Raw genomic sequence first — 25,757 nt, forward strand, 5'->3', positions numbered from 1 at the left:
TAGAACCTAGAACCTAGAACCTAGAACCTAGAACCTAGAACCTAGAACCTAGAACCTAGAACCTAGAACCTAGAACCTAGAACCTAGAACCTAGAACCTAGAACCTAGAACCGCTCTAGCGTCTAATCGCGATACCTTCGGCCGCTAAATAGGCTTTTAATTCACCTATGTTGATAATCGCCTTGTGGAATACGCTCGCTGCCAGCGCCGCATCGACCTTAGCTTCAATAAATACATCACGAAAATGCGCCATAGTCCCTGCACCGCCAGAGGCAATTAAAGGCACGTCGCAGATGGCGCGAACAAGACTTAACTGCTTGATATCATAGCCGCCGCGCACGCCGTCTTGGTTCATCACATTGAGCACGATTTCACCACAACCACGTTTTTGCACTTCTTCAACCCAGTCTTGGGTAAACCACTGCGTATCCTTAGTTGCCGCTTCATCGCCGGTAAATTGCTTTACTTTATAGCTGTTGCTGGTGGCATCGAAAAAGGAGTCGATACCAATCACGATACACTGGCGGCCGAACTCGTCCTGCAGGCGCGAGATTAAACTCGGATCGGTTAAGGCGGGCGAGTTAATCGAAATCTTATCCGCACCAAAGGCTAATAATTCACGGGCTTGGCTAATGGTTTTAATGCCACCGGCCACGCAGAAGGGAATATCAATCTGCTCCGCCACGCTGCTCACCCACGATTTATCGACCACACGTTCGTGGGCGCTGGCGGTAATGTCATAAAACACTAGCTCATCGGCGCCTTCTTCGGCATAACGCGCGGCTAACGGGACGATATCGCCGACAATTTCGTGGTTACGGAACTGCACGCCTTTCACTACTTTACCGTCTTTCACATCTAAACAGGGGACTAGTCGTTTGGCCAGCATTGGATTGCCTCCGCCACGTTAAACTGATTGATAAGCAAGGCTTTACCGATAATGATGCCCGCAGCGCCGCTGTCTCGCACGGCGGCAACATCCTCAAGGGTCGCAATACCGCCAGAGGCTTGCCAAGCGATGTCGGGGAAGCTTGCTGCAATTTCTTGATAAAGCGCGGTATTGGCGCCCGTTAAGGTGCCATCACGGCTAATGTCAGTCACTAGCGCGTGCTTTAAGCCGACCGCGCTAAAGGTTTCGACAAGGGATTCTAAACTCTTACCGCCACCACTTTGCCAACCTGATACGGCGACCATTTTCTCGCCGCTCTGGTTGATATTGACATCGAGCGCGAGGCAAATAGCTTCGCTGCCGTATTTGATAAACCATTGTTTGACTAACTCAGGTTCTTTCACCGCCAGTGAGCCAATCACCACACGTTTTACGCCGATAGCTAATAATTCAGTGACTTGTTCTTCAGTGCGAATGCCGCCGCCCACTTGAATATTGGCGTTTAGTCCTGCCACTAATTCACTGATAAGGCGAGTTTGGCGTTTAGCGGGATCTTTCGCGCCCGTTAAATCAACGATATGTAACCACTTCGCGCCTTGTGCCTCGTAGGATTGCAGCTGCGCCAAAGGACTTAAATCAAAGGTAGTCTGCTGGCCGTAATCACCTTGATAGAGGCGGACGACATTGCCATCAATTAAATCAATTGCAGGAATAATCATAAGCTCAGATCCTTGATTTATTTTTCTATAAGTAGTTTATTAATAAATACTTTTTTAATGAGTAATTTATTCATTGGTCAGCCTTCTTTACACCCGCTTGGCCATCAGCAGAGTTGCTTTGCAGTGCTTCGTTCATCAGAGCTTCGTTCATTTGCAACTCGTCCATCAGTAAAAAATTACGCAGAATTTGCGCGCCCACGGCGGCACTTTTTTCGGGGTGGAACTGCACGCCCATAAAGTTGCCTTTGCCAATGGCGGCGCTAAAGCCTTCACCATAGGTACATTGGGCTAAAGTAAATTCACTCAACGGCGCGCGGTAACTGTGGACGAAATACACATAGCTGCCATCTTCAATACCCGCAAACAGCGGGTGAACGTTAGGGCTGTTGGCGCCTTGTGAGTTTGTTGTTAGCTTAAGTTGGTTCCAGCCCATGTGCGGCAAAGGTAGGCTTTCAGCTTTGAGTAACTGCGTATCCAGCTCGCAAATATCGGTCGGGATTATGCCTAAGCACTCGCAATCTTGACCTTTTCCGCCGCGCTCCTTAGAAATTGCCGCCAACATTTGCATGCCAAGGCACACACCCAGCACAGGTTGAGTCAGGCCTTGAATGAGTTCGACCAAGCCTTTTTCATGTAAGGACGCCATGGCTGCACCCGCCGTGCCCACACCCGGCAGTACCACACGTTTTGCCGCTTTGATTTTGGCTTTATCGTCTGTGACCAATACCTTAGCGCCTAAACGCTCGAAGGCGAAACGTACTGAGTTTAAATTGGCGCAGCCCGTGTCTATGATGACGGTTTCAGCATCTAGTGATGCATTTGCTGTTAATTGCTGGCCAGCTATTAATAGAGTGTCTTGTTGCATCCTAACCTCTTAAACGATTTATGCTGATGCCTTAAAGCACGCCTTTACTCGATGGCAGAATATCGCCTTCGACTTTAACCGCTTGGCGTAGCGCGCGGCCGAGCACTTTAAACATGGCTTCAACCTTGTGGTGATCGTTATCGCCCTGCGTCGACACATGCAGCGTACAGCGCAGGCCATCGGCAAAGGATCGGAAGAAGTGCGGCACCATTTCAGTGGCCATTTCGCCCACATGCTCGCGTTCAAAATCGGCCGAGAATTTGATAAAAGGGCGGCCAGATATATCCAGCAGACACTCACCCTTAGCTTCATCCATTGGCAGACTAAAGCCAAAACGGGCAATGCCGCGTTTGTCTCCAAGCGCTTGGCGCAGGGCATCACCTATGGCCAGTGCCGTGTCTTCGATGCTGTGGTGATCGTCGATTTCCAGATCGCCATCGACTTTCACATCCATTCTAAAATTACCGTGGGTGGCAATTTGATCGAGCATGTGGTCGAAAAAGCCAATGCCAGTGTCGATTTTGCCTTTAACGGGGCTGTCGAGATCAACAGTCACACGAATGTCGGTTTCTTTGGTGGTACGTACGACCGTGGCTGTGCGGCCTTTATTGAGCAGCGCATCGGCGATGGCGTTCCAACCTAAAGTGTCGCGTTGATATTTCAGGCTTTTAATGCCCATGGCATTGCCCAGCTCCACATCGGTTTCGCGATCGCCAATCACCGCTGATTGGGTGAAATCGATACAGCCTTGGGTGAGATAGTCTTTCACTAGCCCAAGCTTAGGCTTACGGCAGCTGCAATTTTCATCGTTAAAGTGCGGGCAAATCACCACATCTTCGAAGTTCACCCCTTGGCTTTTGAGGATTTGCATCATCATATTGTGGGGCGCGTCGAAATCTTCCTGCGGGAAAGACGGTGTGCCAAGGCCGTCTTGATTGCTGACCATGACTAAGCGAAACCCTGCCTTTTGCAGACGTAGCAAAGCGGGGATCACCTGTGGCTCAAACACTAATTTAGCCAGACTATCGACCTGTTTGTCGGTGACGGGTTCTTCAATTAAGGTGCCATCGCGGTCGATAAACAGAATTTTTTGTGCAACATTCGGGACAAATTGTGGGTTCATGGCTCTACCTTCAAATTCAATTCGTTTAGCTAATGCTTAAGCTGATTTAACTTTCAGCGTTGCATTCGCTTTTTATTAGTTTTTTATGATCAGAGATTTATTATCAGTGACTTATCATTCATTTTCTGATGGCTGCTCAGTGCGTTGCGATTCAAATAAATTCACTAACACATCGGTATCCGCCTTTGAACTAAAGCTAAAACGGATGGCCTTAGCAAGCCTTGGGTCTTTGTAGGCGCGGGCGACAACACCGCTGCCTTGCAGTAACGCAGCTACCTTGGCGACATCATCAAATTCAGCCAGCACATAATTGCCGTTAGGTTTGAGCACGCGGGCGCGGGACTCTGAACTATTCGATTTTGAACAATAAGCGCTGATCGCCGCTGTGAGTCTGGCGCCTTGCTCATTTAATTCAGCAACTTGCACTTTCATTCTTGCAACGCCAGCGCTTGATAGCGCCTGTGTGGCGACTTCACTCACGGGTAGCGGCACAGGATAGGGCGCAATCACGCGCATAATGATTTCGACTACGGCCTCGTTTGCTAGCATAAAACCACAACGTGCGCCGGCGAGTGCAAAGGCTTTTGATAGGGTGCGCAGTACCACTAGATTCGGATAGCTTTCCAGTAAATCCGCCACACTGTATTCGGGGCAAAACTCAATATAGGCTTCGTCGATGACTACAAGCGCGTCGGGCAGGACTTTGATTGCTTGCTCGATAATGGCTTTGTCGATCACTGTGCCCGTCGGATTATTGGGATTGCAGATAAACACCAGTTTTGCGCCGCGAACGTCCTCGGCATAGCTTGACGGCAAGCCATATTCCGCGCTGAGATTTAATGCTTTAACGTCCACATTAAAGGTGTTCGCGCTGATGGCATACATGCCGTACGTCGGGCCAAAGCAGGCGATGCTGTCGATGCCAGGTATACAAAAGGCGCGAATTAACAGTTCAATCGCTTCATCGGCGCCGCGGCTGGCAACTATCTTGCTGGTGCTCACGCCGCTGTAGTTGCTGTAGGCACTGATAAGCTGCGGCGGTTGGCATTCTGGGTAACGATTCAATTTTGATAAATCGAGCGCTGCCGTATCGACATTATTGAAGGGCGATTCGTTGGCATTGATCCAAATATCACCACGACCGCCCAGTCTGCGGGCACTCTGGTAGGGCGTTAAATCCAGTAATTCAGGGCGCGCTAGGCGCTCAGCTAACGTTAGCGGCGCCGGTGCTAACGTCGATGCTAATGCTACGGGTTCTGTTGTCTTTTCCATGCTGCTCACTTGGCTCATTTTCTTCACTCAGCTCTATTTTCAATTACTTAAGGTTAAGCGGGTCATTTCTCTAGGCTAGCTAGGCGAATGGCGACGGCATTTTTGTGCGCATCGAGCAATTCGTTACTGGCTAACGTCATGACCGCTTGCCCCAATCCGATTAAGCCCTTAGCACTGAGTTCCTGCACGGTAAAGCGGCGGCTAAAGTCGGCTAATGACAGGCTCGACACGGCGCGGCTGTAACCGTAAGTCGGCAGCACGTGGTTGGTGCCACTGGCATAATCGCCAACAGATTCAGGTGTATAAGCGCCTAAAAATACCGAGCCCGCGGCGCGAATGTTTTTCAGCACCTCACGGGGAAAGCGCGTTTGAATGATCAAGTGCTCAGGCCCATATTGATTAGAAACCTGCGCGGCTTGCAGCATATCGTCCACAACAAAAGTGCGACTGCTCAGTAGTGCCGTTGTAGCTATATCACAACGCGGCAGGGCAGCGAGTTGTCTTGTTAGTGCATCATTTACGCCATCGGCGATAGCTTGCGAATCTGTCACTAAAATCACTTGTGAATCAGGGCCGTGCTCCGCTTGCGAAAGCAAATCGGCGGCGATAAATTCGCAATTGGCGTCGCTATCGGCAATCACTAACACTTCAGAAGGACCAGCTGGCATATCGATACACACAGTGCAGCGGCCATCCTGTGACACTAAGCGTTTAGCTTCAGTCACGTAGCGATTACCTGGGCCAAAAATTTTATCGACCGCGGGAATCGTTTCTGTGCCAAAGGCCAGTGCCGCAATGGCCTGCGCGCCACCCACTTGATAAATTTCAGTGATCCCGCAGGCATTGGCGGCATAGATAATGGCATCGTTGATTGGCGGTGGGCTGACCAATACTCTTTGTTCGCAGCCGGCGATCTTGGCGGGCAGGGCGAGCATCATCACGGTAGAAATTAATGGCGCACTGCCACCAGGAATATATAAACCCACTTTTTCAATCGGTTCGTTACGTAGCTCGCAGCGTACTCCCGCCTCGGTTTCCATATCAATCGGGCGAAATTGCTGGGCGCTGTGAAACACATCTATGTTCGCCATGGCTTTGGCGATCGCCGCTTTCAGCTCTGGTGATACCTGTGCGCTTGCCGCTGCAATCTCGGCTTCACCCATGCGCAGCTCGCCACTTCCTTGTCCATTTAAATCTTTGGTCGCGCTATTGAAGCCATCAAACTTTTGATTAAATTCGGCAATGGCGGCATCACCCCGCGTTGCCACTGCATCGATAATGGCGCGAACGCTTTGCTCTAAGCCGCTATCACCAATTAAGGGCGAGCGTTTCAGCGCCGTTTTCTGCTCGGCGGTTGATAAGGTTGACCAAGTTAGGATTTCCATACATTACCCCATCATTTTTTCGATTGGCATTACCAGAATCGAGCTGGCACCGAGTGCGGTCAACTGTTCCATGGTATCCCAGAATAAATCTTCGGTACTGACAGCGTGGATAGCCACGCGGTTAGTATCATCATTTAATGGCAATACGGTTGGGTTTTCAGCGCCTGGCAGCAGGGCGACGATTTGATCTAAGGTTTCGGTTGGCGCGTGTAGCAGTATGTACTTGCTCTCACGGGCGCGGATAACGCCGTTGACGCGGGACAGAATTTTGTCGATGAGTGCTTGTTTAGTCGGCGATTGGGTTTGGGTCGATTGAATGATGCAGGCCATTGAGCGGTAAATCACTTCGGTTTCGTATAAGCCGTTGGCCTCTAAGGTAGCGCCTGTCGACACGAGATCACAAATCCCATCGGCAAGGCCAGCGCGTGGGGCGACTTCAACCGAACCTTTTAACATACAGTCGCGATAAGTTATGCCTTTTTGTTGCATAAAACGGCGCAGCAGGTTCGGGTAAGAAGTGGCAATGCGTAATCCTTCTAACGAGGAGGCATCGGCGTAACTGAATTCTGTCGGTACGGCTAACGAGAGGCGACATGAGCCGAAATCTAACTGACGCAGTTTGAGACAATCTGCGGGTTTGTTCAGGGTTTGACGCTCGATTTGTTCTTCTTCGAGTACGTTTTCACCGATGATCCCCATATCGACTACGCCGTCCATCACTAGACCTGGGATATCGTCATCACGAACGCGCAGTAAATCGATAGGCATATTGTCAGCGTGAGCGATAAGACGTTGTTCATTAATGGAAAATTTAACACCACAGCTTTTTAGCAGTTGCTGAGAGTCAGTAGAAAGACGGCCAGATTTTTGGATGGCGATGCGTAAACGGTTCGATTCAGTCATAGTGTTATCTCGCTCAAAAGTATCAAAATTAAAAGATTCAAAAAGTGTTGTTTAATCGGTTTAATACGCCTTGCCATTCAATGGGCCCTAGCTAAGAAATCTAGCTAAGTGTTCTAGCTAACGTATTGATAATTTATTAAATATCTAAAGTTGCTTATTTAAATTAAAACCAAAATTAACGCCTAAATGCAAAAACCCCCGGAATTCCTTCCAGGGGTTTATGATCATCTTGAATCAGTCCGCCAGAAGGATATAGTCCTCCGGCAGTGAGCGTCCGAAGGCTACCGCATATGGTGGTGATGGTGGTGAATAGCGTTCAGTAGTGGGCTCATTTTACTCTCTCGGTATTTAACTTTATTGGCTTAACTGCTCAAAATACAGTGGAGCCTTGAATGCGTTGTTACGGACGTCTACCCGTATAAGTGGATTTAAACTAACCGCTTTTATGAGCCTTTGCAACAGTCAATTTGAATTAAATGAGAATATTTATGCGTTTTTGTGAAAGGCAGAGGGTTATCGTTAAATAAAGTTATTGAGCATTTTTGTTGGTGGGATGTTGAAAGTGGATGGAAATGTGTTGGAAGTCGTGCAGGGGATTCGTAACTTGAGTTGTGAGCATTTGCTGATATTCATTAATACAGGCTTGCCATGGTGTTCACTCACCGACTCGCAGCTAGTCCGTATATGGACACCTCAAATAGATCAACCACTTTTTGAGTAACAGAAAGTAATACTGCGTACGTATATCCGACCTGTTTGTGAGAATCTTTGTTCTCTGGCCTTAATGAGAACCGCGCCTTTGCTGCTTATCGTCCTTTCGGAGTCATATGCTCCTTGTACTCTCTCAGCATCTGCAAAGGCCGGTATTACCTGTTACTTCATTATCTGTAGTCGTGTTTTAAGGTGAGTTTAATACTCGATTTTTACATATTAACAAGGCCGATATTCGCTGCGATGAAACAGCATAGCCCAGATGATCCGCGCCAATTTGTTTGCAATTGCTACTGCCGCTTTCTGTTTACCTCGCCGCTCAATCACCTTTAAGACCCATACGGAGATCCTGTCATTACTCTTACTTGCATAGCGAATAATCGACCAAGCTCCCTGGATCAGTTGCCGCCGCAGATAGCTGTTACCTCGTTTGGTTATGCCGCCCAATTTCTGTTTCCCCCCACTGGAAAACTCTTTAGGAACCAGTCCTAAATTTGCAGAAAAATGCCGAGCACCATGATAGCCAGAGCCATCACCGGCAAATGACACCGCGGCAGTGGCAATGATTTCTGCAACGCCTCTTATACCCATCAGTCGCTTGGCATCTGGGTGCGTTCTTGCCTGCAGTTTGATGTCTTTTTCCAGCGAACCTATTGCAACGTTGATCGCACGCAACTCTTCCATCAGCTCACGCATGTATTGGCGTGCAATCGTAGTGAGTTGATTACTGGCATCCTCAAGTAATTCCGGCAGCAAAAGATTCAATGGATTACGTCCTTTAGGGAGGGCGATTCCATATTCACTTAGTAAGCCTCTAATTTGATTGGTTAGTGCAGTGCGTATTCTGATCCGACGCTCGCGAATTCTGTGGGTAATGATGATATCAACCTGCGCTAAGGTTCTCGGCTGAACGAAAATCAGGTTCGGTCTCTGCGCTGCCTCACAGATAGCGAAGGCATCATTGCGATCGTTCTTATTGCCTTTGACAAATGGCTTAACATGCTGAGGCGGGATCAGTTTGACGTCATGCCCGAGAGAAAGTAACTCTCTGCCCCAATAGTTAGAGCCACTGCAGGCTTCCATAGCAATAGTGGCATCAGGGTAAGTACGCAGAAAAGTCAGGAGCTGAGCACGTTTAATCGAACGGTTAAAAACACTCTTGCCTGCTTGATTAACTCCACATACTTGGAAGATATTTTTTGCGAGATCAATTCCTATTAGTGTAACTTTCATTTTGGACACCTTTTGTTGTTATTGAACGTGCAAATTCAATATGGCGTAAATGACGCCTACTTCACAAGAGGTGTCCATCCCATCATCCTTGGATGCTCGACCCTGTAGGATCCCCTCATAATTCATAACCCCAACAACCATGAATTAATGAGAGTTCAGCTAGTTTCTTCGCAGCACAAAGCAAATCATCTGCTGATATGGGGTAATCATGCCGTCGTCGCAGCAGTTCTTTGCCCATCCTGATTGTTGATAGCACATTCCTTTTCTTTACCGTGTTGGCTTGGAAGTGCCGCTGTAATTGCTGTGTTTCACCGTATAATCCTACCCACCAAAATGCCAGTTGCACCAATAACGCTATCAATAGCAGTATGTCCATCCTCGCCGCATAACGTGTTCTGCTATGACGTAAACCAAAGCCATAAGCGGGACTTTTTAAATCTCTAAAGGTTTCTTCTATTTGCATCCGTTTTTGGTAAATATTAACCAGTTTTTGAGGCGACATGGCTTCTATGGTCAAGTTGGTCACCAGTGCCCAAGGCTCTTTGGCGGTCAACTCATACGTCCATTGCGCCGTATGGTGACAGTCTGTTGTCGTACTTCGCTGACCTTTTCTGCCTTTACTTGGGGCTCTGAACAACACCATCTCGCATAACAAGGGTTTCTTTACCGATAACGCCACCCGCCCAACATGTTTTGCGCGACGACTGGCTTGGGGATAAAGCGCTTTTAGTGAAAATTGGCGACCAGAAGGATGCGGCCGATAGACACTTAATCCTCTGACACGACCCAGCCAATACCAACCGAGCTGCTCGACTTTGCGAAACCATGGATTACGGAAGCCCGCGTCAGTGACTATCAGCGGGGTAATGTTGTCAGGTAACACTTATTTGAGTTCATTCAGAAACTGATTATGGGCAGTTTGAGTGCCTTGCAGGATTAACGGAAATGTTCGCTCGTAGAGCGTGATAGAGCGGCCCTTGATAGCAATAGAGGCGCGTAGTGCAATCAGCTCACGACCTTCACGCATATCTGACCAATCCACCAGTATGGTCGGCATCGTATGTGCTGTTAGCAGCCACTTTGCATGCCACTGATAAACAGCCAGTCTTTCATGGTGAAGGTGCGGGTTGCCCAACAATCTATCCATGCGTTTTATTGAGTGTTTAGTATGAGTGCTGGTGCCATCAATGTGCCGCCCTAAATGCGTGAGGGTGAGACAATCCGCGTTGATAAGTGCTCGGCAAGCAACCATGAGTGTATTCAGTCGCTTTTGATGGATTTCTGGACAATGTTGATAGAGAGATTGATGTAAGATAGTTAACACTTGCACCTTAATGCCCTGTGATTGATGTTTGTTCGCACTTCCATCAGATCACACTTCAAGGTGCAAGTTCACTCCAATCTGATGATTTATATGTAAATCATCAGGGGATTCTTCAGTGCTCGACCGCCCCGTCCATGGGGCGGACGGTCGTCTCGCGAATCACCATGGCCTACCTTTTTAGCATTAGCATAAACTGTAGGTTTTAAGGAGACACGCAGCACGCTTTTGGACAAATGCGTGTTAGATTCCCAACTCTAATTTTTGATTTTCGGATTAAAATTTCTATGGGTAACGCCGCGTTAAGCGGACTAAAATTGTGGGTTATAGCGCGTAGCGAAGCGAAACGTAACCCACTGTTTTAGTCCAGTTTAAACGCCTTGTATGGATAATAAACTCACCTGATTACAAATAATTTCCAGTTTCGGGTAATGTGAGACCCAGGCTTTAGCTGCAACTAAAGCTTTCCTTGTCGTAGTTCGATTGAACGCTGGCTCCTCTATTGAGAGACCGATAACAAGAAAGAACGCGACAAAGGACTCCAAGCAAAATACTCGAATAGTCTACTGGGTCTCGAACCCGCATTTGCAAGCAAGAGTTAGCTTATTATGAAAACAACTTCTAATCAAAACATTAACGTAGGTGTTGATACTGGCAAGTTTCAACTCGACATTTATATCCGCCCTCTCAATATCTATTTCACTGTATCGAACGATGAAAAAGGGATTAAAGAGGCCGTCAAAACTATTAAAAAATACACTCCTGAGCGCATCGTTATCGAAGCGACAGGTCGTCTTGAAATGCCCTTCATTATGGCCTGCGCTGAGGCAAACTTACCTTTTGTCATCGCAAACCCTGTTCACATAAAACGCTTTGCTGGTGCCATTGGTCAACGGGCAAAAACTGACAAGCTTGATGCGCAACTTATAGCGCATTACAGCGAAGCGATTAAGCCGACCTTATCAACTTTAAAACCTGATGTAATGCGTGCTATGAGTGATTTAGTCGCAAGACGAAATCAACTATTGGTGATGCAGACGATGGAAAAAAACCGCCTTCAAATATTGCCAAAAGAACTTGAAATGACCATTAAACCTATTTTAACGGCGTTCAAAAATCAGATTGAAAAGATTGAAATAAAAATCGTTAAACTCATTGAGTCAAACCCTGATTATCAAGCGAAAAATATACTGCTTCAGAGTATGAAAGGTATCGGTAAAATCGCCGCAGCTTCCATCATCAGTAACTTACCAGAATTGGGTTATATCAGTAACAAGGAAGCAAGCGCATTGGTCGGTGTGGCACCGATGAATAAAGAAAGCGGGCGCTTTAAAGGCATGCGAAAAATACAAGGAGGAAGGCATCAAGTGAGAACGGTTTTATATATGGCAATGATGTCAGCCATACAATCTAACCCGGTTTTTAAGAGCACCTATCAGCGATTAGTTGCCACAGGGAAACCTAAAAAAGTGGCTATCATTGCCTGTATTAGGAAGATGGTGGTGACGTTAAATTCGATGTTGAGAGACGGTGCCCTATGGGAAGCGCCAAAAGCGATAAATTAGTTATTGACGCCATAGTCTCTTGTTATGCGTATTTACACTTTTGCTCGAACTACGGTTTGGCTTGTAATTCGATTGTTTGTTTTTTGTTTCCAAGCGAGTTGTTTCTCTGACAATTTTCGTTTGTTTTTTGTGTCCATAAGAGAGCTATATTCATTTTCAAATATATAACCTAGTTTATAAGCATGGATTATTAGATCTTCATTTGCGTTAGCTGAGTCATTTTTAGCTATTCGTTTTAGTCCAGCAAATAAGTTACCAGTATCAATGCCAATAAATTTGTTAATACAAACATTACCAACGTAAGTCTTTTGATTGTTGAGTTGGTTTTCAATATAACAAAGCTCTTTAATCGATTGCCCACAGGGACAATTATCCCAGTCTTCATTTATTTCAACACCAACAAGTTTCCACTCGTTTTTTGCATGATGAAAGTCAGTTGAATTGGACAAAGGCAATATATGCTCTTTTAACTTCTCAAAATTATGTTCCATGTAGAAGACTCCTCATCAGTACGCATAACGCCGAGCTAAGCGGCAGTTTTTAAGTTGTGGTTTTGTGGAATACTTTTGCGTAGCAAAACCATAAAAGCGCGACTTAAAAACTGTCCAGCCACGCAGTGGCGATGCTTGAGCGACTTGTTAAAATTAGTTGAATACTGGCCCAACATCCATTCCGTCATATGACTCAAGTTTAAGTTCATTTGCTAAAATATAAAGCTCGTTATTTCTTGCGTCTAAACTTTGTGGCGTATGATGTTCTATTTTCTCTACATGCAACCAGAACAGGTCTGGCTCATTTGGGTCGTCTTTGTCAGACATGTAGAGATCTACGAAACGATAACCCTTGGCGATTAAGATAGATTTGGCTTTTTCTAACTTTTTAGGCTCATGACTGGTAAAGAAATAACCCCAAAGAAGATTGCCTGAGATATTCCATTTAGTGTCTTTTTTAAGCCCTACAAACATTTCTTCCAATTGTTCGATTGTAATTGTCTTACCCGGGATTGCTTCCATAGTTTTATTTTCTCCGTATGAAAAACCACTAAGTAAAATTAGCAACGCAGTAAGGTATTTGATAAGTTTTATATTCATACAATTTGTACCGCCTCTCAGCGTGGCCATTTTAACGTCTTAGTATTTATGCGCTGCGCTGTTTGCAGGGCATAAATCGCTTGTTGGACTTGGCCGCTGCCACATCCGTGTAAATGGGTATGAATGATGCTATAGGAATTTGCTTTTTTGCGGTAGCGGTTTTTTATACAGTTTGATGGGTAATCACTTGATATCGTTTTAGCTTTCTCATTCTTTTACGCTCACTTTCGACTGATTTTTGACCTTGGTTGACAGTATTTTGGCTCCAGATTCAGGCTGACACTCACACCCTATCCCCTCATCGGCTTGCGCCCATAAGGCTGGCTGCTTTTCGCTGTCGGTCATTACGCTACATCTTGAGGGAGTGGTTATCCTGACAGACGTACTGGCTGACTTTGGTTGTTAATCATCACTAATCCCTGCGGCCTTAACAGCCCAATAAACTGCAAATGACCTAACTGGCATTGCGGACATGACCACCAACAGTCCTTCTTAACTAAAGGACTCGCCAATATCGCCTGCGGTTGGCGCAATTGATGCTGGATGAAAGCGAGCTTTTTGCGGCGGCAAGCGTTGGCTAAAAAGCCAAAGTGCCTGACTCGCATTAACCCTTTGGGCAACACATGCAATAAGTAACGGCGGATAAACTCATCACAGCTTAGCCGCATTTGCTTATGCTGCTGACCATCACGATAGTCTTTGTAGCGAAAACTGACATGCTCTGCGGTCACTTCGGCAATTCTTGACTCATGCAGCATGCCTTTACGGGTATAACGCCCGAGGTATTCCACCACGGTTTCGGCGCGGCTCAGACACGCTTTGCTGTAAACACACCACGGTTTTGCCATTAAGGTGTCAGCCGCAGGGATAGCCAGCTCATGTTGTCGCAGCGCCCGTAATAACTTTGCCCGATACACGGTGGACAAGGCTTTAACCGGAAACAGATAATCCGTTTTTACGCCATGCCAATCTCCCGCTGACGTCACCACCCCGCCTGGAATTAAGCAATGCAAGTGGATATGTTGACTCAAGGTTTGCCCCCACGTGTGCAGCACCATAGTGCAACCCAATTGCCCCTGAAGGTGTTTCCGTTTCATGCCAAACTGCGCAAGCGTCTGCCACACAGACTCAAACAGGGCGCTGTATAACGGCTTGGCAGCGTAGTGCGCCAAGATATTCAACTCGTGGGGTAAGGTAAAGACCAAATGGAAATAGCGACAAGGCAAGACTTGCGCCTGCTGCGCAGCAATCCACGCTTGCGTCTGCCTTCCCTGACAACGAGGGCAATGCCGGTCACCACAGGAGCAAAACAGCTGCTGCTCATAGTGACAAGTATCACAACGCCATTGCTGTATGCCCAAGGCTTGCGTGCGACACTGTTGAATATGCTGGCAGACTAAGGCTTGTTGTTCGGTCAGTTTATGCTGCTGTTGATAGTGGGCTAAGTGCTGATGAAGGATATCGCTTACATGGTAGGAGGTTGCCATGGCATCCCCCCAAGACTTGCTAGCAAGTCACAGCCTTGATGACCCAATTCCGGCGACCAATGCAAGTAGCGCTCGGTGGATTTAATACTGTGATGACCAAGTTGAGCCTGTAATTGATGAAGTGGCATACCCGCTTGTAATTGATGGGTCGCATAAGCATGCCTTAGGCTGTGTGGACTGCATGGCTTAGTGATACTCGCTAAGCGGGCCGCCTTCGCTAACGCTTTACGAAAGGTCGACTCATGCAGCGGATAAACCACATCATGATAGGTCGAGGCAAACAACCATTCGACGGGATGATACGCTTGCCAATACTGACGCAACAGGGTGAGTAAAGTCGGTGAGAGTATCACCCAGCGGTCGCAGGCACCCTTGCCTTGACACACTTTGAGCAACTGCCGCTGCCCATCGATATCAGCAACCTTAATATGGGTTAACTCACTGACACGCAAACCACAACCATAGCACAGCGCCAACATGGCGCGTTGTTTCAGGTTTTGACAGTGGTACAACAGTGCCGCGATATCTTGGCAACTAAGCAATTGCGGCAGCTTGTGCGGACGTTTAGGTAAACTCAACTGAAGCGTAAAGTCGCGCCCTAGGACATGTTTATAGAAAAAATGAATGCCATTAAGCTGTAACTTTAAGGTGGCTCTGGAATGATGTCGCTCAAGATTCAAATAACGGAAATAAGCCGTAAGTTGCTCATCCGTAATGCTATCGAGCGGTTGGTTTGCATAGTGCTGCAGTTGGGTGATGGCACGCAGATAAGCATCGCGTGTACGGGCTGAGTAACTACGTAAACTAATCTCGTCATGGAACTGTTGCAGAAGTGATGACATGGTAGACCTCCTAGGTAAGGGATTATCCCTAGGAGTAAGTGTGGAGCAGTGGTTCCCTTTAAGCTCCGCGCAGCGGCTTAGTTCAACATTTTATTAGTGCGCATGCGCGTTTACCTCATTAGACCAGTGAAAACGCGCACAGTTAACTAGCTGTATACAAAGAACTTATCAGCTTTTTATCCAATACACCATCTGAAAAAACGCGCATGCGCGTTTTCCAAACCTATTAACTAATTTTGGAAAAATATATACAAATGATTTTAAAGGGGTTTGTTAATTTTATGCTGGATAAACGCGCAAAAAAATGAGCTTAAAAACACTCAAAAGCATCTAAATTTAAATACGACTGTACCCATACATTGTTAGTCGCTTTACGGTAGGGCCAAACATTCGTTAAATAGATGAGATTTTGTAGGGCAATTTATTCGTCCGTTTTCGACTCACTAAATGAATGCTAGCAAGCTTTAAGGGGCAATAGCTTTTTAGCTAAACGAACAGCAGAAGTGTTAGTTAGGATTGGCATTGTTGCAACTGTGACCGTTGGTAACATGGCCGCTCTTTCACATCTGACCCATAGGGATATGGGAAATGTCTATGATGTTGGGAACATCATAGACCATGTGAACGCGGCATTTACACTTCCGTGTGCTGCAGATGTTACCGTCGAGCCGATAGGGACACTTCATATTAAATAAAAATACGGCGAGTCACTGGGTAAATAATGACAATTAATACAGCAGAACTAGCTTTGCGCATCAGTTCTTTATGTTGTAATTCGTCATTAAGAACTTGCCTGAGATTAGCATTGCTGTACCTGCGACTATCTAAAAGGATATTTTAGTCGTGCATTAAGGTGTTGCGCTGGACAGGCAAAATAGCCAAAGCATTTTATTTACTGTGTATGAAAGGGCATAATGCGGCGCTTACTATTTGTTTGAGATACAAGGAATAACCATGAAGTACTTGGTTAGCGTAGTTGCATGCTGTTTATTATCGGCCTGTTCTTTTGGGGATGCTGATGTTGAGTTTACACCTGAAAAAGGGGAAGAGCGCTCGTATCAGCTGTATAGCACCACTAACATCACTGTAGACAATGGTCAGCGTACCGAAACGGTTAACGCCACGTCACATCAATTGCTGCGTTATAAGGTCCTCGAAACAGGCAAAAACAGTCGGTTTCAAGTGCATGTCGATTATATGAACATGCGCGATGGCCAAGGGAGCGGCGTCAGTAGTAGCCAGCGGGCCGATCGTAATCCAGAAATGCACGCTATTTTCTCGCAGGGGTTTGAATTTTCTTTAAATCTAGACGATGGCAGCGTTAAAGAATTCAGTGCACTGAACAAACCTGTATGGCAGGCGCTGTTGGCTGAACGCGGCGCAGAGCTTGAGCAGGAACTGAAAAAGCTCTTTAGCTCATCTGCCTTCCTTAGCACCATACCCGCCAAAGCGGGGGCGGTCGTCGCGCTTCCTGCCTATCAAGGCCACGCCAATGCCAAGCTTACTGTATTGCAAGTCACTGATACTCATGTGTTAGCCAAAGTTGAAAGTGGCGGCGAGCAAGCCAAAATATACGGTCAGCTGATGTTAGAACGTGAGCGGGGTTGGTTAGCGCAGTTAGCCTTAGTGGCAGAAGCGCCGTTTGAGCGCTACGGCTATAAGGGCACAGTGCGCAGCAACGTTATTATGTTGCCGCAGGAGCGCCAGTTGGGCGATCTGACGCAGTATTTAGGTTTTTATGATTTCCCAGTATTTGAGTATCAAAAACAACCTGACGTTGTGTTGGATAACGTCAATAAGACCTTAACCCAAGATGCTGTATTTGCCTATGATGCGGGCTACTTTTACCAGCAAGATGATTTATTAAAGCTGACTTATCAGTATGACTTTTCAGGTTTTAAACCCGAAGGCGGGTTTAACTTAACCGATATCACAGCACACAGTGCGGATGGCACAGTACTGCCGCTGCAATTGAGCAAGGTAGGCAGTTACAGTTATCCAGAACAGGATGGTTTCCATCAGTCTGAGCAGCAGAATTTGCTTATCGGTTGGAATGCGCCGAATGACCTCTTAGCTCAGGTTGCTGAGTTTCGCGCGACTGCCCATTATCGCGGCGCGAAATTAGTCAAACTTAACCTGACCCCCGATCCCAGCAAAACTGTGGTCTTGCAGTATGAAGATATACAGCTGGAACTCTCGCCAATCCCAGATAAACCATTCAGTTATTTGCTGAAATCGCGAGGCAGCACTGACAAATCTTGGTTATACCGGCGCTTTGACGGTGCCGAAGGCGCTATGGTGAAATATCTTTCACCGCCGCCCACTGGGCCGGATTGGTTAACCCCGGCAGAGCAAAATATGGTGGCGTTGGCCTCAGCGGCACAATATGAATCGATCACACAGTTTACCTTTCCCGCAGCGCCGCCCACGCTGACACTCTATGTGAATACTGTGGTTGACAGTGGTGAACTGACTAAGAACATTCGTTTTATTCCGACTCAAGATTACGCGCAAAATGTCGCCTATCCGCCGGTGCAGCAACAACTGCTTTATAGTGATGATATGTATGCGTCCTATGTTAATCAGCCGCAAGTTACTGCACCTGAATACCCCGCCTTACTTGAGCCGCAAGTCGTGGCCAAATACGGCGTCAGTTTGTTGTTAACTTCCGAGCAGGCAGCGGTGTGCACGCTCAGTGTTGTCGATGCACCTAAGGTCAACGAGCACACACTGCAATGGACAAACACAAGCACTAACACTAACAACACGGGTTTTGGTGGAGGGCTGGATAAGTTTGTGCTGTACCAACTGACTAGCGCCGATGGGATCCGCCGCAATTTTTACTACATCAATGTCAGCAGCACTTTGGCCTGTACCGGTACGCCCAAATGGCAAGCGCTAGCGTATCAACCCGAGCAAAGCTGGTTGATTGATATCACTCAGTTGCCGAATGTTGATACCCATCAAACCGTGGCCGACTTTATGCGGCGCTATCGTTTTTTAAATGCGCAAAATTTACAGCTAGCTCCTGCTATTCAAGGTGACAGTAGTGATTTTTATCAGCGTCCGTTGCAGCAAGTATTACGTGAGGAACGCTGGTTTGTACTGGCGGGGCGCGCAGCACAGATAGAGCAGCTGACGATAAGCGGCGAACCGGTCAATAAACAGTGGGTTAATACATTCCCTGCGTTACCTTAAGGAGCAGAATATGAGAGTCTTATTACTATTATCTGCACTACTTATGTCGTTTAATCTGTCGGCAGAGCGAATTTTACTCGACGAACTATGGCGGCTTAGCGATGTGCCTGGTGAAGCCATTTATTATCAGGAGCAAGCGCCGACAGAGCAAAATGGTGAGTGGCCGCTACAACTCTTTTATCTGGAGACGGATAAACCCGTTTTTAAGGGCAGCGTCAACAGTCCCAATTTAGCCGAGAGTTTTATCGTTGGTGATTTTGAGTTTTTCTATCCCGATGGTCAACTGTCTCGCAAGGGCAGTAGCGATGCACAAGGGCGTTATCAGGGCACACATCTGCATTATTGGGAAGACGGAGTGCTCTCGGGAGAGTACCACTACCAGCATGGCCAGTTGCATGGAGATCAGAAAAGTTACCATACTAATGGTCAATTAAGGGAGCTTCAGCATCGTGTGAATGGGGCTGAATTAGGATTATCGCAAAGTTATTTTAACAATGGCCAGTTGCAAACACGCGTAACCTACGGCGCTAACGGTATGGAAGGGCTATATGAAAGCTTTCATAACAATGGTCAGCCGGAGCAAACCGTTAATATGGTGGCGGGAAAAAGAGAAGGCGAGCGACTGTATTGGACAAAAGACGGCTGGTTATACACTAAAGAGTTTTATCTTAAGGGGAAAATACACGGCGAAGTGTTGATTTACCGAGCTGCCGATGTGCTGCAAGAGATTAAACACTATGAGCATGATAAACAGGTGGGAAACCAGCAGCGTTTTGATGAACAAGGCCAGTTAGCAGAGCTGCAAAAGTATGATAAGGATGGTCGTGAAATTCAACATATTACCTATGATAATGCCGGTAACGTTGCGACCCAAACCGACACGCAATACCTCGCTAAAGGTCAGACTAGCACTGAACAGCGCTTCGATTCTGCGGGAAAGTTAACTTATCAATATCAGCAAGATACTACAAAAGACTGGAGCTTACGTCAGCGTTTTGATGCAGCAGATGAGCTGATTGAGCGTGATGAACAACTCAAGGGACGATACGATGGTTTGTATATCGGTGCAGGCTGGAATGGGTATATCAGGCGGATAAACTACCGCAAAGGTCAAATGCACGGTGCATATCGAGAAGACAAGGCCGAGGACGGCGGCTTTGTCAGCGGCCAATATCACTTAGGGTTAAAGTCCGGCAAGTGGGTCACAAAAAACGCGGATACGACGCGCAATGAGCAGTTTAACCAACAAGGTGAGCTGAGTGGTGAACAAACAGAAATCGCAGCCGATGGCACGATAATGCGCCGAGAGTTTTATAAAAACGCTAAATTACATGGCGCGTATTTACTGCGTGGCTTTGATAAACAACTGCAAGCCCAAGGTCAGTATGTTAACGGTCAGCGCGAAGGCCAATGGCTGCTGCAAGATGAAAGCAGCTACAGCATGGTTAAGCTCTGGCATGGCAACTATAAAGCAGGACACGAAGTGGGTCACTGGCAAGCCTTTTCCGCCAATGGCCATTTATTAGGGCAGGCCCAGTATGATGATCAAGGTCAATTGCAAGGCAAAGGCTATAGTTTTAACGAAGATGGTAGCCTGCTGCAAAGTGATGAGTATCTTGATAATCAACTGCACGGCAGGTCGGTGTACTACTTTAATGGTGAACCCTCATCCGAGTATCGCTATCAAAATGGTCTGATGATAAGCGAGTAGCACTTCATCACCTAACCACACAATCAAGCAAAAACCGGCTAATTAGGTCGGTTTTTTGCTTTTTGCATCTAGTTTGCTTGCCTTGCTTTATCGTCAGGCATACGCGCCGCTTGTCATTAGAGGGCTCACTTCTCAAACCCTCGTTTCGCGTTTACTAACTTGCCAGAACAAACACAATCTCAGCGTTAAACGTCAATACGCCTTTATACTTCTTCGGCTATCACAGGGGATGTTTTTAAACATGAACAATGCAGATGGGTATACGAGCTAATTTTCAGCTAAAAGCATTATATTCATTCGGGATGGATAGTTTTACTTTTCAAACTCTTGAAAATAATTATTTATTGTGTAAAGTAGCGACCCTTGCTATTTTGTAACAAAATGATACAGAGTTGCTGTTTTATTTGTCCATTTATTGGATATCCCTTTGCGTATGTCGCCCGACACAGCTAGCAGCAGTCTTGTTAGCTGTTTTTTTTTCCTAAATTTAAATATTGTTTGTTTTTTGTTCTACAAATCCATAGGTTAACACTTAGCCGTTGGATAATTGCGGCTATGCTTATTTCTATAACAAGGTTCCGTGAAAAAGGAGCGTGAGATGAAGCGAGTATTAATTAATTTGACGGGAAAAGTGCAAGGTGTTGGTTGCCGTCATTCGACCCTGACTAAGGCCAGAGCCTTGGGCGTGACAGGATATGTAACCAATTGCCGCGATGGCAGTGTTGAAGTACTCGCCCAAGGCAGTGACATCGCCGTTAATGCTTTAATTGCTTGGTGCGAAGTAGGTGTGCCTTGCACTGAGGGATTAACCGTAACGGTAGGAGAAGACGAGGCTGATGATATCTACCTCGATTTCTCCATCGTTCAGTCTTAATTTAAACGTACTGTGTTAACTTAACTGCACCGTTTTAACTTAAGAATTGTGCGGGTTGTGCGGGTTGTGCGTTTGTTCAGTATTGGCCAACAGTCTGTATTGATTCGGCATTCTGATTATTTTGCATTGCACTGGGTTGCGCCATCTTGCGGATTTGGATCACCATGCCCATTTCGGGATGATCTAAATAATGGATTTCTTCACTCTTCACACGGCGGTTTTGCTCCAAAGGCACAGACATTAAAAATGGTGTCATGACTTTGGGCGCCGTGAGTGTTGCGCTGGTATCGGCCGCATCACTGGGTACGGCTTGCATTAATTTTCTGCCTTCTTTGCGCAAGTGCAATGCGGTTTCAATATACAAATAGTGGCTTAAATAGATATTCAGTGTGCCATCTAATTCCCATACTGGTGATACAGCAGGTGCAAGCATTGGCGTGCCATCGGCATTAGTCATAGGCTCTGCTTGAGCTTGCTTAATGATTTTTCTGCCATCGAAGTGATAAGTACCTGAGAAATCTTTACCCGCAAATAAGCGTATGGGTACTGAGCCACTCTTACCACGCATAGGTTGTTGCCAAGCCATGTGCAGTAAACTGCGCGTACCACGTTCGCGGGAGATACTATTGATAATACTCGCGAACTGACTTTGGCTGCGGGTTAACAATATTGGGTTGCCATTGGCTGTAGGATAACTGATCTGTGCGCTGCTGATTTCTGATGGGATCACCGGCGGGTAACGATATTCCACACTCGCAGGCGCGGCAGACATAGGTTCTGACGTCGAGGTACCGTTTAAGGTTTCAGCGCAGTGGCTATTTGCATCGGCATCAAAGACCAGTGTGCAAGGCGCAGATGCGCTGGGTATCGGCGTGATTGCTTGCGCGATAGCGGGGGAGATTAAGTCTATTGCGTTATCGGTTTTCGTCTTGTTCGGCGCATCAGGCCATTGTTCACTTGACTGACTTTGGCGTTCAAACACATAGACTTCAACCTCAAACCAAGCTTCTGCTTGGACGACCTGACTGTGTGATAGTGCAATGAGTGTAGCGATAGAGACCGCGAGTTTACGTAACACTATTTATCTCCAAGACGATGTTGCGATAATTGTTCTAGCAAGAGTTTCACTAAAGCGAGCCTGTCTTTACTGGTTTCGGCTGCAAGGCTGAACTTTAACTTATTCGGTCCTTCCATTCGATAGATTTGTGGCTGGCTTTGGAGTAATCCAATAATAAACACAGGATCTATGACATGATCATCACTAAATTCGATGCTGCCACCTTTACTGTGCACTTCTATTTTAGTCGCACCTAAGCGAGTCGCCTCATGTTTATAGAGGGTCATTTCCATTAAGTTACGCGTCGGTTCAGGTAATAAGCCAAAACGGTCGATCAATTCGACTTTTAACTCATCCAGCGCCGCCTGTGTTTCGCACCCTGCGATGCGTTTATAGAGCGACAGACGAATATTTACGTCGCTCACATAGGCTTCAGGCAGTAGGGCGGGGATACGCAGTTCAATTTCGCATTGCTGATTGAGCATTTGCGCCAGTGACGGTTCTTTGCCTTGTTTTAAGGCTTTTACTGCCGCTTCGAGCATTTCCATGTATAAGCTAAAACCAATTTTCGAAATATGGCCACTCTGTTCATCGCCCAAGAGTTCACCTGCGCCGCGGATCTCTAAATCTTGGGTCGCCAGCATAAAGCCCGCCCCGAGATCTTCAAGAGCATCAATGGCTTCTAAACGTTTGCGCGCATCTGGCGTCATACGTTTGGGATGCGGCGTCATCAAATAAGCGTAGGCCTGATGGTGCGAGCGCCCGACGCGGCCACGCAATTGGTGTAACTGCGCCAGACCAAAGGTGTCGGCGCGCTCAATAATAATGGTGTTGGCACTCGGAACGTCGATACCGGTTTCGATAATAGTGGTACAGACTAACACGTTGAATCTTTGATGGTAAAAGTCTGACATTACCCGTTCTAGATCGCGCTCACGCATTTGACCGTGGGCAACGACGACTCGCGCTTCAGGCAATAAATCGATAATGCCTTGGGCACATTTCTCAATACTTTCAACATTATTGTGCAGGTAATACACTTGGCCGCCACGGAGAATTTCCCGCAAAATGGCTTCGCGCACAGTCGCGGGATCCGATTCCCGTACAAAGGTTTTCACTGCTAAACGTTTGGCGGGCGGGGTGGCGATAATTGATAAATCGCGCATACCCGACATGGCCATGTTTAAGGTGCGCGGAATAGGCGTTGCGGTCAGGGTTAAGATATCCACGTTGGCGCGCAGCGCCTTGATTTTCTCTTTCTGACGCACACCGAATCTATGTTCTTCGTCGATAATCAATAGGCCTAAGTTTTCAAGCTTAGCCTCAGATTGCAGTAACTTGTGGGTACCGATAACGATATCGACTTTGCCTTCTTCCAATTGCTGCAGCACTTGAGTCTGCTCTTTGGCGGTACGAAAGCGTGACATCACTTCAGTGACCACGGGCCAGTCGGCAAATCTGTCTTTAAAGTTTTCATAGTGTTGCTGGGCAAGCAATGTGGTCGGAACTAGCACGACCACTTGTTTGCCAGCGTTGACGGCTACAAAGGCGGCGCGCATGGCGACTTCGGTTTTACCAAAGCCCACATCGCCACAGACTAATCTGTCCATTGCGGTCGGCGATTGCATATCGGCTAACACGGCGATGATGGCGCTTTCTTGATCGACGGTTTCTTCGAAGGGGAAGCCGCGGGCGAATTGAGCGTATTCTTCTTCGTCAATTGCGCAGCTTTCGCCGGGACGCGCTTGGCGACGGGCATAGACATCGAGCAGCTCGGCCGCGACGTCGCGGATTTTTTCAATCGCCTTTTTCTTGGCTTTAGCCCACGTCTCGTTGCCGAGTTTATTTAAGTTGGCGTCTTCATCGGCGCCAACACTGTAACGGCTGATGAGATGCAATGAAGACACTGGCACATACAGTTTGTCACCGCCAGCGTATTCTAATTGCAAGTATTCTGCGACCAGTCCCCCCGTATCTAGGGTGACTAAGCCCCGATAAAGTGCAACGCCGTGTTCTAAATGCACTATGGGCTGGCCAACTTTGAGTTCGGCCAAGTTTTTAATCAGGGCATCATTACTGATCTGACGCTGTTTCTCACGGCGGCGTTGCTGGGAAATTCGATGGCCGAAGAGTTCAGTCTCACAAATGATACTGATACTATCTTTGGCGCTGATCTGCAGCAAACAACCGCGTGACAGCGGCGACACGATAAGGCCTAACTTGGCATCACTTTGAATAAACTCATCAAAATGGTTAAACAGTGCAGGTTTTAACTGAATTTTAGCGAGCAATTCAAGCAGCGCTTCGCGGCGCCCCTCGGACTCCGCGCTAAACAACATGCGTTTGGCGCTGCTGGCATAATCTTGCAGCGCTAGCAGCGGTTGCTTTAATTTATGATTGGCGCTGATGTCGGGCAGGGTACTGGCGGCAATAACAACCGCTTTCGTTGTTTCAGTGCCATCTGCTGGCACTTGCATTTGATAACGTGGCAGCGGTTTAAAGGCGGCAAATAACTCTTCTATGAGTAAATACAGTTCTTTAGGCGCCAGTAATGGCCGCAGCGGATCGACGCGTCTGTCTTGATAGCGATGCTCGACTTCTTGTAGATGGGCGCGCGCCGACTTTTCGATATCGCCTAAGGTGACGAGTTGAGTGTCCTTGGGCAAGTAATCGAATAGGGTGGCTGTGTCATCAAAAAATAGCGGCAGGTAGTTTTCGATCCCCGCCGGCATCAAGTTACGGCTCACTAGCTGATAAACCGATTCCGGCTCTTTGACTATGACCTCGAAACGGCGGCGGTATCTTTGCCTAAAACCTTCGATGGCCGAACTGTCGGTTGGGAATTCCTTCGCGGGCAATAGGCGAATTGAGTCGACAGGTTGCAATGAGCGTTGGGTTTCTGGATCAAAATGGCGAATGGTTTCCACTTCTTCATCGAATAGCTCGATGCGCAGTGGCATATTCATCCCCGTTGGGAAGATATCCAGAATCGAACCGCGAATGGCAAACTCGCCATGTTCATATACTTGCTCCACCGAATGGTAGCCAGTGTCGGTTAAATGCTGGCGTACATCGTGTAACTTGTAGCTATCCCCCTTTTTGAGCACAAACACGTTGGCGCTTAAATAGGCCTTAGGTGGCAGGCGTATCATCAAGGTGGTGACGGGCACGATAACGATATTTTGCTCAATCTGAGACAGCTGCGATAGCGTTTCGAGTCGCTGGGAGATTAAATCCTGATGGGGCGAAAAACTGTCGTAGGGCAAGGTTTCGCGGTCAGGGAATAATCTGACCTTAATGCCTGTTTTACTGAGCAAATAACTCAGCTCTAACTCTAAGCTTAAGGCACTTGGCGTGTCACTGGTGACGACTAAGGTCGTTCCCTTATGTTGACGCGCTAAATTGGCGAGTGTAACGGCTTGGCAAACGCCGCCCACGGTGGACAGAGTCTGAATTTGAGTGCCATTTTTGACGGCTGGCGGCGTTAGGGCTGATATGTGAGTCATTGGCG

18 protein-coding genes and 1 pseudogene are annotated in these 25,757 nt (G+C 47.1%); 4 read left to right on the forward strand and 15 right to left on the reverse strand.

From position 1 onward, the window contains the following. Positions 1-115: 115 nt before the first annotated feature. The 9 genes and pseudogenes from hisF to RA178_RS10430 all read right to left on the reverse strand — a co-directional run bounded on the left by hisF (position 116) and on the right by RA178_RS10430 (position 10,430). Positions 116-889: an imidazole glycerol phosphate synthase subunit HisF gene (gene hisF / locus RA178_RS10390; RefSeq protein WP_306685299.1), complete on the reverse strand. Its 774-nt coding sequence runs from the start codon at positions 887-889 to the stop codon at positions 116-118. After that, a complete protein-coding gene (gene hisA / locus RA178_RS10395; RefSeq protein ID WP_306685300.1) occupies positions 871-1,608 on the reverse strand; it encodes a 1-(5-phosphoribosyl)-5-[(5-phosphoribosylamino)methylideneamino]imidazole-4-carboxamide isomerase in 738 nt (245 codons plus the stop codon). The genes hisF and hisA overlap by 19 nt, the downstream gene beginning before the upstream one ends. A gap of 70 nt (positions 1,609-1,678) precedes the next feature. Continuing rightward, positions 1,679-2,473 carry an imidazole glycerol phosphate synthase subunit HisH gene (hisH, locus tag RA178_RS10400; protein WP_306685301.1) on the reverse strand — a complete coding sequence of 265 codons (795 nt, stop codon included), beginning with the start codon at positions 2,471-2,473 and terminating at the stop codon, positions 1,679-1,681. Positions 2,474-2,504: 31 nt separating this feature from the next. Then, the gene (hisB, locus tag RA178_RS10405; RefSeq protein WP_306685302.1) at positions 2,505-3,596 is read right to left on the reverse strand and encodes a bifunctional histidinol-phosphatase/imidazoleglycerol-phosphate dehydratase HisB; all 1,092 of its coding nucleotides are present in this window, start codon (positions 3,594-3,596) and stop codon (positions 2,505-2,507) included. A 114-nt stretch (positions 3,597-3,710) separates the two neighbouring features. Further along, positions 3,711-4,886: a histidinol-phosphate transaminase gene (hisC, locus tag RA178_RS10410; RefSeq protein WP_306685303.1), complete on the reverse strand. Its 1,176-nt coding sequence runs from the start codon at positions 4,884-4,886 to the stop codon at positions 3,711-3,713. A gap of 44 nt (positions 4,887-4,930) precedes the next feature. After that, a complete protein-coding gene (gene hisD, locus RA178_RS10415; protein ID WP_306685304.1) occupies positions 4,931-6,253 on the reverse strand; it encodes a histidinol dehydrogenase in 1,323 nt (440 codons plus the stop codon). Between the two features lie 3 nt (positions 6,254-6,256). Beyond that, positions 6,257-7,156, reverse strand: coding sequence for an ATP phosphoribosyltransferase (hisG, locus tag RA178_RS10420; protein ID WP_041408375.1), 900 nt, complete (start codon positions 7,154-7,156; stop codon positions 6,257-6,259). Positions 7,157-8,086: 930 nt separating this feature from the next. After that, entirely contained in the window at positions 8,087-9,100 is a 1,014-nt protein-coding gene (locus RA178_RS10425) for an IS110-like element ISShes7 family transposase (protein WP_306685305.1), read from the reverse strand. Between the two features lie 115 nt (positions 9,101-9,215). After that, a pseudogene (locus tag RA178_RS10430) lies at positions 9,216-10,430 on the reverse strand (IS4 family transposase). Between the two features lie 599 nt (positions 10,431-11,029). On the opposite strand from RA178_RS10430, the gene RA178_RS10435 reads away from it, so the two are divergent. Continuing rightward, the gene (locus RA178_RS10435) at positions 11,030-11,986 is read left to right on the forward strand and encodes an IS110 family RNA-guided transposase (RefSeq protein ID WP_107948140.1); all 957 of its coding nucleotides are present in this window, start codon (positions 11,030-11,032) and stop codon (positions 11,984-11,986) included. 32 nt (positions 11,987-12,018) lie between these two features. Here RA178_RS10435 and RA178_RS10440 read toward each other — a convergent pair whose 3' ends face one another. The 4 genes from RA178_RS10440 to RA178_RS10455 form a co-directional block, all read right to left on the reverse strand. Further along, the gene (locus RA178_RS10440) at positions 12,019-12,477 is read right to left on the reverse strand and encodes a hypothetical protein (RefSeq protein ID WP_306685306.1); all 459 of its coding nucleotides are present in this window, start codon (positions 12,475-12,477) and stop codon (positions 12,019-12,021) included. A 153-nt stretch (positions 12,478-12,630) separates the two neighbouring features. After that, entirely contained in the window at positions 12,631-13,077 is a 447-nt protein-coding gene (locus tag RA178_RS10445; protein ID WP_306685307.1) for a ribonuclease E inhibitor RraB, read from the reverse strand. A gap of 368 nt (positions 13,078-13,445) precedes the next feature. After that, entirely contained in the window at positions 13,446-14,564 is a 1,119-nt protein-coding gene (locus tag RA178_RS10450) for an IS91 family transposase (RefSeq protein ID WP_306685308.1), read from the reverse strand. After that, positions 14,543-15,406 (reverse strand): tyrosine-type recombinase/integrase, encoded by an 864-nt coding sequence (locus RA178_RS10455; RefSeq protein WP_306685309.1) that lies wholly within the window; start codon positions 15,404-15,406, stop codon positions 14,543-14,545. The genes RA178_RS10450 and RA178_RS10455 overlap by 22 nt, the downstream gene beginning before the upstream one ends. A 954-nt stretch (positions 15,407-16,360) precedes the next feature. On the opposite strand from RA178_RS10455, the gene RA178_RS10460 reads away from it, so the two are divergent. From RA178_RS10460 to RA178_RS10470, 3 genes are all read left to right on the forward strand, one after another. Beyond that, complete coding sequence (locus RA178_RS10460) at positions 16,361-18,604, forward strand: hypothetical protein (protein ID WP_306685310.1); 2,244 nt, start codon at positions 16,361-16,363, stop codon at positions 18,602-18,604. Between the two features lie 10 nt (positions 18,605-18,614). Next, positions 18,615-20,315 carry a toxin-antitoxin system YwqK family antitoxin gene (locus RA178_RS10465; protein WP_306685311.1) on the forward strand — a complete coding sequence of 567 codons (1,701 nt, stop codon included), beginning with the start codon at positions 18,615-18,617 and terminating at the stop codon, positions 20,313-20,315. A gap of 598 nt (positions 20,316-20,913) precedes the next feature. Continuing rightward, positions 20,914-21,189, forward strand: coding sequence for an acylphosphatase (locus tag RA178_RS10470; RefSeq protein WP_263212735.1), 276 nt, complete (start codon positions 20,914-20,916; stop codon positions 21,187-21,189). Positions 21,190-21,265: 76 nt separating this feature from the next. On the opposite strand, the gene RA178_RS10475 is transcribed toward RA178_RS10470, so the two are convergent. Both RA178_RS10475 and mfd read right to left on the reverse strand, forming a co-directional pair. Next, complete coding sequence (locus tag RA178_RS10475; protein ID WP_306685312.1) at positions 21,266-22,267, reverse strand: peptidoglycan binding protein CsiV; 1,002 nt, start codon at positions 22,265-22,267, stop codon at positions 21,266-21,268. Continuing rightward, positions 22,267-25,752, reverse strand: a complete 3,486-nt coding sequence (mfd, locus tag RA178_RS10480; RefSeq protein WP_306685313.1) for a transcription-repair coupling factor — start codon at positions 25,750-25,752, stop codon at positions 22,267-22,269. The genes RA178_RS10475 and mfd overlap by 1 nt, the downstream gene beginning before the upstream one ends. Between the last annotated feature and the right edge of the window lie 5 nt (positions 25,753-25,757).

It is taken from the genome of Shewanella oncorhynchi (assembly GCF_030848765.1).
Taxonomy (GTDB): Bacteria; Pseudomonadota; Gammaproteobacteria; order Enterobacterales; family Shewanellaceae; genus Shewanella; species Shewanella oncorhynchi.